This is a genomic window from Hyalangium gracile, from assembly GCF_020103725.1.
In the GTDB taxonomy this organism is placed as follows: domain Bacteria; phylum Myxococcota; class Myxococcia; order Myxococcales; family Myxococcaceae; genus Hyalangium; species Hyalangium gracile.
On record NZ_JAHXBG010000025.1, the window covers coordinates 23,156 to 36,681 of the forward strand.

Genomic DNA, 13,526 nt, shown 5'->3' on the forward strand with positions numbered 1-13,526 from the left:
GGGCCGAACTGGTCTGCTTGTCATACCAGTTCGGCCGAAATCAGCCGCTCAGGGCAGGCACTGCTTGAAGGCGTCGCTGGCCTGAGCCTTCTTGCAGGTGAGCCCGAGGGCGCAGTCCACGTCGTCCTTGCACCGGGTGGTCTGTGGGCAATCGCGGCCGGTGCCGTTGGACAGGCCGGAGACCTTGAACATGGAAGAGCTGACATCCTCGGTGATGAGGTTGTTGCCGATGATGCCTTGGGCCTCGTGTCGGAGGTCGATGCGATTGTTGCCAGAGGCGGTCGCGACGATGTCCAGGACGGTCCCGGGATCGATGTTGACCATGATCACATCACGTACGGCGCTCGTGCTCAAACCATCCGTGATGTCGATGCACTCACGCGTCTCTGTGGAGTTGCACGAGTTGTCCTTGTCGAACTCGAAGATGACCGGCAGGTGGATGCCGTCGCTCATGCCGAACCTGTCCCCGTCCTGGAACGATGCGCCCGTCATCGTTCCGATGTCGATGGTTCCGGTAGCGAACCGCGGGTTCTGATCCTGCATGCAGTCGGCGCTGCAGGTGCCGCAGGCGAGGGTGTTGCCATCGTCGCAGGCCTCGGGGCCGTCCTCGGATCCATCACCGCAGACCTTCGTCCCCATGAGGTTCAGCACCTGGCCGCAGTCGTTCCGGCAGGCCGTACAGGTGGCGCCGTAGGCACATGACACCTCGGTGGCGGTGTTGCCGTCGTCGCAGGCCTCGGGACCGTTCCGGATGCCGTCTCCACAGAAGGGACCCGTGAGGGACAGGTTCCCCGAGCAGGTGCTGTTGCACGCGGTGCAGGGCGTGTTGCCATACACGCAGGCCGTCTCGTTGACGGTGTTGCCGTCGTCACAGGTCTCGGGACCGTTCCTGAGGCTGTCACCGCAGTACTGCCCGCGGAGCGTCAGCGACACCTTGCAGTCCGCGCTGCAGCTGGGGCAGCTCGTGGACGGGTATGGGCACGCGGTCTCTGTGGTCTTGTTGCCGTCATCGCAGGCCTCCCCGTCGCTCGTGTCCCGGACGCCGTCGCCGCAGAAGGAGCCCGTCCGGGTCAGCACCGCGGTGCAGGTGCTGTTGCACGGGGAGCAGTCCTCGGTGCCGTAGGGGCACTCGTCCTCGCTCACCGTGTTCCCGTCGTCACAGGCCTCGACGGCGGAGTTCAGGATGCCATCGCCGCAGATGTTGTTCTTGCAGGTGTTGAGGCAGGCATCGCCGTCGCTCGTGTTGCCGTCGTCGCACTGCTCGTTCGCCACGGGGTTGGTGAAGGCGTCACCGCAGCGGCTGATCTTGCAGTTGGAGTTACAGGTGGCGGTGTTGACGACGGCGCCGTTGTCGCACTCCTCGCCGGCCAGCTTGTTCACGATGCCGTCGCCGCACACGGAGGGCGTGCAGTTGAGGTTGCAGACGACGGGCGGAGCCTGGGGCGTGGGGTCCGCGGGATCGCACGGCTCGGTGACGGGCGCCTGCCTGTCCGTGAAGCCGTCGCCGCAGCGCGCCACCTGGCACGTGTCGCGGCAGTCGTCGTGGTTGTCGGTGTTGCCGTCGTCGCACTCCTCGGTCGGGTCCAGGATGCCGTTGCCGCAGCCCTCGCCGGAGCGGCAGTTGGAGCTGCACCCGTCCCCGTCCACGGTGTTGCCGTCGTCGCACACCTCGCCCACCGTGGTGTCCTTGATGTTGTTGCCACACACCTCGGCGGAGCGGCAGTTGGCGCTGCAGCCGTCCGAGTCTCGCGTGTTGCCGTCGTCGCACACCTCGCCCGCCGCGCGATCGACGAAGCCGTCTCCACACCGCTCCGAGGACTTGCAGTCCGCGCTGCAGCCGTCGCCGGAGGCCGTGTTGCCGTCGTCGCACACTTCGCCGGGGTCCTCCTTGCCGTTGCCGCAGGCCTCGTTGGACTTGCAGTCCGCGCTGCAGCCATCCCCGTCGCGGATGTTGCCGTCGTCACAGGACTCGTCGGACTGGACCACGCCGTCGCCGCAGGGCGTCTGCAGGCACTGCGTCCCATCTCCCGAGCAGCTCTGGCTCTCGGGGCAGACGAGGCCGGAGGGGCACGTCACGCTCTTGGGCTCGAAGCACGCGGACAGGGGCAGGACCAGGAGCACGAGCACCCACGTGGGCACGGCTCCACGACGGACGAGGGAAGGGGTAGGGCGCATCATCGGGCACCTCAGAAGCGGAACGTGGCCAGGACTCCACCCTCACCACCGCCCACGATGGGCGTGACGCTCACCGCTGGCGGCTCGGGCGTGGCGCTGGGGGCCTGCTCGAGCTCGTCCGGGGAGATGCGGTAGGGCTGGGCGCGGTTGACGTAGAGCAGCACCATGCCGGTGAGCAGCGCGGCGCCACCCGCGGCGTAGCTGCCCACCGCTACCTTCTGCAGCGTGTCCCCGCGCGAGCGCTTGCTGGCCAGCGAGTCGTCCGGCATGCAGCCGCCGCAGGACAGGACGCCCGCGTCGAAGCTGTCGAAGCTGTCGCGGGCCTGGAGGTGGAGCAGTCCGCCCCCCGCGGCCACGGCCGCCCCCGCGCCCAGCACCGCCCAGGACTTCCACGAGGCCCAGTGCCGCGTGTACCGCGTCAGCTCCTCGTCGGTGTAGAGCTTGATGGGCAGGGTGAGCTTCTCGCCGGGAGCCAGGGTGCGCTTGCGGTCGTTGCGCGGGTAGCCCTCCCGGGTGGCCGAGAAGGTGTGCGGACCGGGGACGACGAAGCCCTGGTGGCGGCCCGGCGCCTTGAAGAGCACCTGGCCGTTCATCATCACCGTGGTGCCCGGCACCTCGCAGGAGATGTCCACGTGGGACAGCTGCGACTCGACGAGCGTCTTGAAGGTACGGGCCCGCTCGAACTTGTCGGCGTCGAGCGGCGCCTCGCCGTAGCGCATGGAGGCCACCAGGTGCGAGTGCAGCGCGATGGGCTCGTTGAGGTTCAGCAGGGCCAGCGCCATGTTGTAGTGGATGGCCGGGTGGTCCCAGAGCTTGAGGGCCTCGCGGTACTTCTCCACGGCCTTGGGGAAGAGGGAGTTCTTCAGCAGGAAGTTCCCATCCCGGAAGAGCGCGAGGGCGGCGGTCTGCTTGTCCTGCGGGACGCCCTTGGCCCAGGGCCGCTCCCCCGTGCCGAGCTCGGGCTGCTGCGCGGCCGCGGGCGTGGCCCCGAGCGTCACCAGCGCCAGCGCCACCATCAGACTGATCGTCAACCTGTTCATCTTCACCCTGGCGGCCTCCTACTTGAGGTCCGTAGCGAAAGAGCCGAGCTGCCCCTCGAGGAACTGGATGCGCTCGCGCTCCTCCTGCAGCTTCTTCTTGAGGGCCTCGGCGGCGCGGATGGCCTTGTCCTCGGCGACGCGCGCGGCCTCCGCGTTCTCGGTGGCGCTCTTCTGGGCGCGCTTGGAGAGCCACTGCGCGTACTTCGCGCGCTTGAGCGCCAACAGCAGCTCGTCGTTGGTGGTGCGCACCTGGGCGTAAGCGGCAGCCAGCTCCTCCTTGGCCTTCTCCGCCCGGGCCTGGGCCTCCTGGCGCTGGAGCTCCTTGGCCTGGGCCTGCGCGAGGTTCTCCTTGGCCTGGGCCTCCGCGGAGCGCGCCTCCTCCGCCGCCTTGCGCGCCTCCGTCTCCGCCTTCAGGGCCGCCACCGCCTGGCGCTCCGCCTCGCGCTGCGCGTTGCGAATCACCACCAGCGCCACCGCCGAGATGGCCACCAGCGCCACCAGGAACACGATGGAGCCCACCGCCAGGAAGCGCTTGCGCCGCGTGGCCTTGGCCGCCTGTCCGAAGACGGCGTCCAGGAAGGCGCGCTGCACCTCGGGCAGCTCACCGCTGTAGCGGCGCTGGAAGCGCTGCGCCTCCTCCACCACCTCGCCTCGCCACAGCAGGTCACTGTCCCGCCCCTTGGCGTGCCACTGCCGGGCCGCGTTGCGCAGCTGCTCCATGAAGACGGAGTCCTCCTGGCCCTCGTCCAGCCAGCGGCGCAGCGTGGGCCAGCTGTGCACCAGCGACTCGTGGACGAGCTCCACCATCGCCCCCGAGGAGCCGCCCCCCGTCTGCACCACCAGCAGGCGCGCCTGCACCAGCACGTCGATGAGGAGCTGGATCTCGTTGGCGTCCTTGGAGAGCTCGCGCAGCTCCTCCAGCGACACGATGGCGCGCGTGCGCTCGGGCGTCACGAGCCGCAGGAAGATGGAGCGGGCCAGCGCCCGGGCCTGGAAGGGGATCTCCGCCAGGATGTGGTCGGCGTGGCTGGCGAGCGCTCCGGCGATGCCGCCCATGGCCTGGTAGCGCTCCTCGGTGAGGAGCCGGCGCCCGGCGTCCCGCTCCTCCCAGAGCTTGGAGGCGGCGAACTGGAGCAGCGGCAGCGCGCCCTGGGTGGACTCCAGGTGCTGGAGCATGCTGTCCACCATGGCCGGCGTCTCGAAGCGGTAGCCGGCCATCTCCGCCGGCTGCACCAGGGCATCCCTCAGGCCGTCCCGGCTGGGCGCGGTGAGGAAGAACAGGCCCTGGTTGAGCTCGGCCATGAAGTGCTCGTCCTCCGGCACCCGGTCCAGGAAGTCCGAGCGGATGGAGAGCACCACGCGGATGGGCGAGGTGGCATCGTCGGCGATGCCGCTCAGGCACGCGGTGAAGGCCAGGCGCTCGCGCGCGTCCGGCACCAGCGTGTAGAGCTCCTCGAACTGGTCCACGAAGACGAGCACCTTGCGCCGCTCGCGCCGGGCGCGGCTGCGCAGCACCGAGCCCACGTAGCCGGGCTCCGCGTACAGCCGCTGGACGAGCTGCTGCTGGGCCTGGATGTCCTCCTCGATGGTGGTGGAGGAGCTCAGCAGCGGCGCGACGATGCTGGCCAGCGCGGCCAGCGGGTGCCGGCCAGGGCGGATGACGAGCGCCTCCCACGCCTCGCCGGAGCGCTTGAGCACCGGCACCAGGCCGGCACGCACGAACGAGGACTTGCCGGCGCCCGACGGACCCACCACCGCCATCAGCGGCTGGTCCTGGATGCGGTTCACCAGCGCCGTGATTTCCCGCGTGCGCCCGAAGAAGCGGTCCGCGTCCGCCTCCTGGAAGGAGGACAGGCCCGCGTAGGGGCTCTCGTCGATGCGCAGCTCGCGCGTGTAGCGGCCCGGCAGGAAGGGCTCCAGCGCGCGCAGCAACGACACCGCGTCCGGGATGCGCTGCTCCTTGGGCTTGATGAGGCAGCGGTCGACGACCTCGGCCAGCGCCGGATCCACGTCGGGGACCATGTCGCGCAGGCGCGGCATCGGCTCGGCCAGGTGCGCGGTGACGGACAGCTGCGGGCCGCGCAGCGGATCCAACGGGTGCTTCCCGGCGATCATCCGGAACAGCATGATGCCCACCGCCCAGATGTCCGTCCGGTGGTCCACCTTGTGGCCGCCGCGCCACTGCTCCGGGGACATGTACGGCACCGTGCCCATGATGGCGCCGCGCCGGGTGAGGTTGGAGATGTTCTCGTCCAGGTTCAGGCCGGTGCCGGTGACGGGCTCGGCGGCGGCGGCCGCGGCCACGTGCGCGGGCACCTCGTGCTCGTGCTCGGGCGGGTGCTCCGGATCCTGGAGCACCTTGGCGATGCCGAAGTCCAGCACCTTGATGGCGCCGGACTCGGTGACGATGATGTTGTCCGGCTTGAGGTCGCGGTGGACGATGCCCTGCGCGTGCGCCTCGGCGAGCGCCCGGACCACCGGCACCATGATCTCCACGGCGCGCGCGGGGGGCAGGCGCTGGCCGGCGATGACCTTGTTGAGCGGCTGGCCCTGCAGGTACTCGAGCACCATGAAGGGGCTGCCGCGGAACTCGCCCACCTCGTAGATGATGACGATGTTCTCGTGGCTGCAGCGCGCGGTGGTGCGGGCCTCGAGGATGAAGCGCTTGGTGACCTCGGGGTTGTCCGAGTGGAGGAACTTGATGGCCACGCGGCGGCCCAGCCGGGTGTCGCGGGCGAGGAAGACGGTGCCCATGCCGCCGCTGCCGAGCTGGCGGATCAGCTCGTATTGGTGGATGCGGGTGCCCGCCGCGGGCACGCTGCCGGGCCCCGAGTGCTGGGTGTCCTCGTGGGTGGCACCCGACGGGTGGCCATCCCCGGTGGGTGGGCGCGAGTGCTCCGCCTGGAGCCGCTGCGAGGGGTGGGCGGTGTTCGGCGCGAAGAGGGCGTCCACATCCGCGGCCTGGGTGCGCTCATCCGGCTCGGGGAGGCCGGGGCCTGCCTGGGGAAGTCCGCTCCTGGCTCTGGCGTCGCTGTTGTTCATCTCGGGTGCATCCCCCCACTTGGCATGCAAGCGGGACATTTTCATGCAGTATGGGACACATTCACAAGGAGACGCGAGGGAAGCTTCTCCGAGCGGCTGCCTGCCGAGCCTGCGCGCAGTCTCACTGGCTCTCGAAGATGAGGGTGCGGTGGTTCTCGGTGTCCGTCACCACCAGGTAGGGCGCGGCCAGCAGGACACCACCGGGCGCGTAGAGGCTCCGGGCGCTCGGGATGGGGTCCTGGTCGGGGTCCTCGATGGGCGGATCACTGCGGGAGCGCGACGTGAGGTCCGGCTGCCCGAGGACGAGCTCCGCGGCGGCTCCATTATTCGTGGGAAACTGGTTCCACAGGGTAATGCGGTTGTTTCCGCGCTCGCTCACGAAGATCTGCTGGCCGGTGGAGTTGACGTTGTTGGGCGCGTTCATGCCGGTGGCGGAGGTGGCCGCGTCGGCGGTGGTGAAGCCCGGCTGGCCGAGGACGAGGTCCGCGGGCTGGCCATTCGTGGTGGGGAACGGGTTCCAGAGGAGCACGCGGTGGTTGCCGGTGTCGGCCACGAGGAGGCGTGTGCCATCCGTCCAGACGCCCTCGGGCCTGGAGAGCGTGGAGGCGGTGGGGGCTTCGGCGGAGGTGCCGTCCTGGTGGGCGTCGTTGGCGACGCAGGAGGTGAAGCCCGGCTGGCCGAGCACGAGGTCCGCCGCCGCGTTGTGCGAGGTGGGGAGCGTGTTCCAGATGAGGACGCGGTGGTTGTCGGTGTCCGCCACCACGAGCTTGCCCTGGACGAGGGACACCCCCGAGGGCGTCCGGAGCGAGCGCCTGTCACAGCGCGGAGAGATGTTGAGGAAGTCCGGCTGGCCGACGATGGCGTTCGCCGGGACGAAGGTGTCCTTGGGAGTCGAGAGGTGGACGACGACGCGGTTGTTGCCCCGGTCCGCCACCACCATGCGTCCTGCCTCGACGGCGATGGTCGCGGGCCTGGCGAGGCCCCGGGGCCCCGCGCTCTCGCTGTGGGGGAAGAAGTCGATCTGCCCGAGGAAGAAGCTGGCGCTTGGGCCGTTCGCCGTGGGCATGACATCGAACCCGACGATGCGGTGGTTGCCCGAGTCCGAGACGTAGAGCCGGCCCTCGACGAGCGTCGGGTGTCCCGCGGGACGGAACTGGGTGGTGTAGCCCGTCGAGTCTCCCTGGTTCGGCAGCCGGAGGGTGAAGTCGTTCTGCCCGAGGACGAGCTTCGCGGGTTGGAAGGTGGTGAGCGCGAACCAGGGCGTGCACTGGACGGTGATGTCGGTGACGGGGCCCGCCACCGTGCCGCTGCCTCCCGTGAGGGCGCAGCGAAAGCCGCGCGGTGGAGTCCCCAAGGTGACCGTATAGGGGCTGCCTCGGGGCAGCTGCGTCTGGAAGGTGAAGGCGGAGGGCGCATCGACGGAGAGCGTCTCTCCGCTGTCGAGGGAGAGCTGGAGGGAGCCCGTCACCCCCGCCACCCGTCCGCCAAGCGTGTACGTCCGCCGCACGCAGGTGGCCTGGACCGAGTCCACGTCCGTGCCGGCGATGCGGCCCGAGGGGGCCTTCAGGGTACAGACCTGCTCCGCGGGAGCGGTGGTGATGGCCACCCGGTAGGGGTTCCCGTCGTCGATGGGAGTCTCGAAGAGGAACGGTCCACTCTGGCTCAGGGTGAGGCGCTCACCGGAGTTGAGCTGGAGGGTGATGCTGCCGTCGAGGCCGCTCACCGTGCCTCCGACGCGGAACTGGAGCGTCGGCTCGGAGTCCCCAGCTCCATCGCCGCACGAGGTGAGGAGTGCCGCCACTGCCACGAGCCCGAACCATCCGCTGCGCATGCTGACGTCCCCTGGCCGGACAGAGGCTCCAGGAGCTTCCTGGAGACCCGGTCACGGTCCCCGACACAGTGGACTGTGCCACGCGGAGCACGGGCGCGGAAGGCGGGGTTACTTAGGCACACACCGTCTGTTGGTGCCGCACGTCAGATGGGACTTACAGTCCTCCTTTCGATCGCACCTTGAACCCTCCTCACAAGAGAACCCCACACCCCCTGAGAGGTCTTCCACGGACAACGCCAGGGGATCGGTCGTGTTGATGCGCTGATTGCCAGCGACTCCAGGATGGTAGTGGGTGAGTATCACGCTGCCTGACTGTGCTTGTGCGGATACAGCGAGCCAGTCCTTCTTATTAAAAGCTGCATTGACGGCGTCCCGGATGGCCGATGCCAATGTCTCACTTTCCCTGGACCAAGGCATCATGATGCAGCAATAACGGCGGTTCTCGTTGCCATAACAGCGTTTCTCGACCGTGCAATCCGCATGGAACATGAAGGTTATGGGAGGAGCCCAGCCGTCGCTGAAGATGAAGGACGTGCCCTCCGCGATGAGGTGAGGAGCTTTGACGGTGATCTTGCCTCGGGCCGGAGCAGGAGCGGCCCGTGTGCACTGACTCGTACAGGTGCCGCAGGCCTGGCCGAAATCGCAGTCCTCGGCTTGATCCTGATGTTCATCGCCACAGTAGGCACCCTTGCGCATTTCCAGGGCACTGCAGGTGGCATTGCAGACGTAGCATGTCTTCGAGCCATAGGGACAAGTCATTGAGCCATTCGCGGAACCGCTGTCGCACACCTCGCCGGAATCTTTCTCCCCATCACCACACGACGGCCCACGGAGAGTGAGTTCTCGCGAGCAGTTGGCGTTGCACATGGTGCAGTCCTTGGTCCCATAGGGACAGCTCGACTCGGTGACGGTATTCCCGTCATCGCAGGCTTCGTTCAGTGGATTTAGGTGGCCGTCGCCGCAGCGGTTCCATAGGCAGTTGGCGAGGCAGGGGCCCTCATTGCTGTGGTTTCCATCGTCGCACTCCTCTCCCTCCTCAATCTTTCCATTCCCGCAAAAGGCGATGAGGCAGTTCTGACTGCAGCGAAACCCCACTCGGTCTCCAGGTGGGTCGCACTCCTCTCTCGCATCGACGCTGTGGTTGCCGCACTCCGCCGAGCGCTTGCAGTCGGCACTGCACGTGTCCCCGTTCACGGTATTGCCGTCGTCGCATGCTTCTCCGGGGTCAGTCACACTGTTTCCGCACTGCTCGTCGGAGGTGCAGGTGCTGTTGCACCGGTCTCCACTCTGGAGGTTGCCGTCGTCGCAGGCTTCTCCTTCCTGGACGACGCCATCGCCGCAGGAGTTATTGATGCACGCCTGGCCATCGGCGGAGCAGGCCCAGCCCGGGGGACAGACGAGGCCCGAGGAGCAGGTCTCGGTTGTGGACTTGGAGCAGGCTGGCACCGACAGCGCCAGGAGCACCAGCGCGGAGGCGAGGGCAACCTTATTGGGGGATGGGCTGTACAAGCGGATCATCGGGCACCTCAGTAACGAAAGGTCATGACTGCACCAGGCTGATCTCCCAGCAGGGGCGCGATGTTGAGCTGCCGCTCGTGCTCGTCCGCCGTGAGATAGCGAGTCTGCTCTTGGTTGGCGTAGAGGAGGACCAGCCCCGTGAGCAGCGCTGCACCGCCCGCGATATAGGCCCCGGTTGCGCCCCGCTGGAGCTGATCCCCGCGGACGCGGAGGGCGGAAATCTCGGGGGCGGGCAGGCAGCCTCCGCAATCCCGGATGGCCTTGTCGAAGCGCTGGTGGCTATCATGCGCGCGGGTGTAGAGCCATCCGCCGCCCATGGCGAAGGCGGCTCCCCCCCCCAGCACGGCCCACGGCGCCCATACGGGCAACCACCGCTCGCCTCGCTTCAACTCATCGTCCGTGTACATCCGGAAATGGAGGGTGAGGTTCTCTCCTCGCCGCAGGGTCCGTCTCCGGGTGTTAAGCTCGGAGGAGTAGCCCTCCTTCCTGGCAACGAAGGTGTACTCGGCGGGAAGCACCCACCGCGTCAGGTGAGCGGGAGAGTGGCACAGGATCTCCTCTCCCGTCGTGACAGTGGCACCTGGGACATCGCAGATGATCTCCAGCTGCGCGAGCTGCTGCTCGACGAGTGTCTTGAGCTGCCTGGCTCGCTTCTGCTTTCCCTCATCCAGAGGCTTCCCGTCGTAGCGCAGCGCCGCCGTGAGGTGCGCATGGAGTTCGATGGGCATGTTGAGGTTCTGCAGCGCCATCGCCATGTTGTAGTGGATGGCAGGGTGATCCCAGTGCTGGAGCGCCTGTTGGTAGCGCTCCACGGCTTGGGCGAAGATCCCGTTTTGTGACAGGGAGATGCCTTCGAGAAAGAGCCGCCTGGAGGACTGTCGAGCCTCCATGGGGACTCCATGTGCCCAGGCCCTTGTATCATCGACGTCCAGCTGGGGGGACTGTGCGAACGCGGGCGCCATTCCTAGAGCGAGGAGGGCCGCGAGGACATGGGGAAATCTGTTCGTCTTCATCCCGTCTCCTCTTCATTCCAGGTCGAGTACGAGTTCACCGAGTCGCCTGTTGAGTTCCTCGATGCGCTCCTGATCTTCCAGTCGCTTCTTCTCGAGTTCCTTCGCGAGCAGGAGAGCCTTCTCCGCGGCCAGACGCTCCGCGCGCGCGTGGCGGTCCGCTCTCCTTTGGGCAGCCCGTGCGCGCTCTTGCGCTCTCCTGGCACCATCCAGTGCTGCTTTCAGCTCCGTGTTCGTACGCTGGAGCCGGGCATAGGCATCCGCCAGCTCCTGGCGTGCCTGCTCCGCCTTGTTCCAGGCCTGCTGGCGCTCCAGCTCCTTGGCCTGGACCTCGGCGAGCCGCTGCCGCGCCTGCGCCTCGGCCTCGACGGCCTTGGCCTCGGACTCGCGCCGACGTTCCACTTCGCCGCGAGCCAGGTTCGCCTGGCGCTCGGCATCCCGCTGTGCGTTGCGGATGACCACCAGCGCCACCGCCGAGGCCGCCACCAGCAGGCCCAGGAACACCATCGAGCCGGCCACCAGGGCCCGCTTGCGTCGCGTGGACGTGGCCGCCTGCGCGAAGACGGCCTTGAGGAACTCCTGCTGCACCTGGGGAAGCTCGCCCTGGTAGCGCCGCTGGAAGCGGCGGGCCTCTTCCACCACCTCGCCTCGCCACAGCAACTCCCGGTCGCGGTGGTTGGCCTGCCACTGCCGTGCCGCGTTGCGAAGCTGCTCCAGGAAGGCCGAGTCCTCCTGCCCTTCGTCCAGCCAGCGCTTCAGCGCGGGCCAGCCGTGGATGAGCGACTCGTGGACGAGCTCCACGGTCGCCCCGGTGGCGCCCCCTCCGGTCTGCACCACCAGCAGGCGCGCCTGGACGAGCTGGTCGATCACCCCCTGCAGCTCGCGGGTGTCCCGGGACAGCTCGCGCAGCTCCTCCAGGGAGACGATGGCGCGTGTGCGCTCGGGCGTGACGAGCCTCAGGAAGATGGCGCGCGCCAGCGCATACCCCTGGGGAGACAGCCCGTTCAGGACGCTGCCCGCATGGCTGGCCAGCGCCCCGGCGATGCCGCCCATGGCCGTGTAGCTCTGCTCGGTGAGCAGCTTGCGCGCCGGGTCGCGCTGCTCCCAGAGCTGGGTGGCGGCGAACTGGAGCAGCGGCAGCGCGCCCTGGGTGGACTCCAGGTGCTGGAGCATGCCGTCCACCATGGCCGGCGTCTCGAAGCGGTAGCCGGCCATCTCCGCCGGCTGCACCAGCGCGTCCCGCAGCCCCTGCCGCTGGGGCGTGGTGAGGAAGAACAGGCCCTGGTTGAGCTCGGCCATGAAGCGCTCGTCCTCCGGCACCCGGTCCAGGAAGTCCGAGCGGATGGAGAGCACCACGCGGATGGGCGAGGTGGCATCGTCCGCCAGACCGGAGAGGCACGCGGTGAAGGCCAGGCGCTCGCGCGCGTCCGGCACCAGCGTGTAGAGCTCCTCGAACTGATCGACGAACAGGAGGATCCGCTGACGCTGGCGGCGCGCACGGCCGCGCAGCACCGAGCCCACGATGCCCGGCTCCGCGCGCAGGCGCTCGACCAGCTTGTGGTGCTCCTTGAGATCATCGGCGAGCGAGGTCGACGACGTCACCAGCGGCGCGAGCAGGTGGGCCAGCGCACCCAGCGGCTCGCGGCCCGGGCGGACGACATGGGTCTCCCAGGCCTCGCCGGAGCGCTTGAGCACCGGCACCAGCCCCGCGCGCACGAAGGAGGACTTTCCCGCCCCCGACGGCCCCACCACCGCCAGCAGGGGCCGATCTCGCAGCCGTCCCACCAGCGCGGTGATCTCCCGCGAGCGCCCGAAGAAGCGATCCGCATCCGACTCCTGGAACGAGCTCAGGCCGGCGTAGGGACTCTCGTCGACGCGCAGCTCGCGGGCATAGCGGCCTGGCAGGAACGGCTCCAGGGCGCGCAGCAGCGCGAGCGCATCCGGGAAGCGCTCCTGCTTGCGCTTGAGCAGGCACCGGTCGACCACCTCGGCCAGCTCCGCGGGAACGTCCGGTGCCAAGTCGCGCAGGCGCGGCATCTTCTCGTCGACAAACGCCGTGACGGCCAGCTGCGGGCCCCGCAGCGGATCCAGCGGGTGCCGCCCCGCGAGCATCCGGAACAGGATGATGCCCACGGCCCAGATGTCGGTCTGGTGATCGACGGGAGCGCCGTTGCCCCACTGCTCCGGAGACATGTACGGCAGCGTGCCGAGCAGGGCGCCACCATGCGTCAGGTTGACGAGCTCCTCTCCCGAGTCCAGGGCCGAGGCGGCCGCGGCGGCATGGGCCGGGCGCAGGCGCAGCACGTTGGTGCCCTCGGCGGCCTGCTCGGGAGCCTGCAGGACCTTGGCGATGCCGAAGTCCAGCACCTTGATGGTGCCCGTGTCGGTGACGAGGATGTTGTCCGGCTTCAGGTCGCGGTGGACGATGCCCTGGGCATGCGCGCACGCCAGCGCCCGCACCACCGGCACCATCAGCTCCACGGCCCGGGCGGGAGGCAGGCGCTGGCCGCTGACGACCTTGTGCAGCGGCTGGCCCTGCAGGAACTCCAGCACCATGAAGGGGGTGCCCTGGAACTCGCCCACCTCGTGGATGACGACGATGTTCTCGTGGCTGCAGCGGGCCGTGGCGCGGGCCTCGAGGATGAACCGCTGGGTGATCTCCGGCGCCGTCGAGTGCAGGAACTTGATGGCCACGCGGCGACCCAGCCGCATGTCTCGGGCGAGGAAGACGGTGCCCATGCCGCCACTGCCCAGCTGGCGGATCAGCTCGTAGTGGTGGATGCGCGTCCCCGCTGCGGGAACGCCCCCCATGCTCTCTCGTTGGGCCATGGCTCCGCCCCCCGCCGTGCTGGCGGTGAGGGGCCGGAGCGCGGCGCCCGCGTCGGTCTGGTTCATGTTCCGGTTTCGTTC

Annotated in this window: 7 protein-coding genes; all 7 read right to left on the reverse strand. The window is 68.7% G+C overall.

Annotation, left to right across the window (positions count from 1 at the left end):
* Nucleotides 1-48: 48 nt before the first annotated feature.
* Nucleotides 49-2,178, reverse strand: a complete 2,130-nt coding sequence (locus KY572_RS36525) for a DUF4215 domain-containing protein (protein WP_224248328.1) — start codon at nucleotides 2,176-2,178, stop codon at nucleotides 49-51.
* A gap of 8 nt (nucleotides 2,179-2,186) precedes the next feature.
* The gene (locus tag KY572_RS36530) at nucleotides 2,187-3,215 is read right to left on the reverse strand and encodes a hypothetical protein (RefSeq protein WP_224248329.1); all 1,029 of its coding nucleotides are present in this window, start codon (nucleotides 3,213-3,215) and stop codon (nucleotides 2,187-2,189) included.
* An 18-nt stretch (nucleotides 3,216-3,233) separates the two neighbouring features.
* Nucleotides 3,234-6,257: an nSTAND1 domain-containing NTPase gene (locus KY572_RS36535; protein ID WP_224248330.1), complete on the reverse strand. Its 3,024-nt coding sequence runs from the start codon at nucleotides 6,255-6,257 to the stop codon at nucleotides 3,234-3,236.
* Nucleotides 6,258-6,378: 121 nt separating this feature from the next.
* Nucleotides 6,379-8,088: an NHL repeat-containing protein gene (locus KY572_RS36540; protein ID WP_224248331.1), complete on the reverse strand. Its 1,710-nt coding sequence runs from the start codon at nucleotides 8,086-8,088 to the stop codon at nucleotides 6,379-6,381.
* A 108-nt stretch (nucleotides 8,089-8,196) separates the two neighbouring features.
* On the reverse strand, nucleotides 8,197-9,606 hold the full coding sequence (locus KY572_RS48250; protein ID WP_224248332.1) for a DUF4215 domain-containing protein: 1,410 nt from the start codon (nucleotides 9,604-9,606) through the stop codon (nucleotides 8,197-8,199).
* A gap of 8 nt (nucleotides 9,607-9,614) precedes the next feature.
* The gene (locus tag KY572_RS36550; RefSeq protein ID WP_224248333.1) at nucleotides 9,615-10,496 is read right to left on the reverse strand and encodes a hypothetical protein; all 882 of its coding nucleotides are present in this window, start codon (nucleotides 10,494-10,496) and stop codon (nucleotides 9,615-9,617) included.
* A gap of 135 nt (nucleotides 10,497-10,631) precedes the next feature.
* Nucleotides 10,632-13,445 carry a serine/threonine protein kinase gene (locus KY572_RS36555; protein ID WP_224248433.1) on the reverse strand — a complete coding sequence of 938 codons (2,814 nt, stop codon included), beginning with the start codon at nucleotides 13,443-13,445 and terminating at the stop codon, nucleotides 10,632-10,634.
* Nucleotides 13,446-13,526: the final 81 nt, after the last annotated feature.